At 38.5% G+C, this 330-nt stretch carries 1 tRNA gene; it reads left to right on the top strand.

The window, feature by feature from the left end:
* The first annotated feature begins 132 nt into the window (after nt 1-132).
* Nucleotides 133-209: transfer RNA gene (locus IDG60_RS03225), tRNA-Ile, on the top strand.
* Nucleotides 210-330 lie beyond the last annotated feature (121 nt).

Here is a 330-nt window from a genome sequence, read left to right as displayed (position 1 = left end):
GTAGCCGTATCGGAAGGTGCGGCTGGATCACCTCCTTTCTAAGGATATATTCGGAACATCTTCTTCAGAAGATGCGGAATAACGTGACATATTGTATTCAGTTTTGAATGTTTATTTAACATTCAAAAAAATGGGCCTATAGCTCAGCTGGTTAGAGCGCACGCCTGATAAGCGTGAGGTCGGTGGTTCGAGTCCACTTAGGCCCACCATTATTTGTACATTGAAAACTAGATAAGTAAGTAAAATATAGATTTTACCAAGCAAAACCGAGTGAATAAAGAGTTTTAAATAAGCTTGAATTCATAAGAAATAATCGCTAGTGTTCGAAAG

The sequence above is a fragment of the Staphylococcus sp. EG-SA-2 genome, from assembly GCF_017152085.1.
Note: the sequence above shows the minus strand (reverse complement) of the source record. Positions and strands in the feature narration are given on the sequence as shown.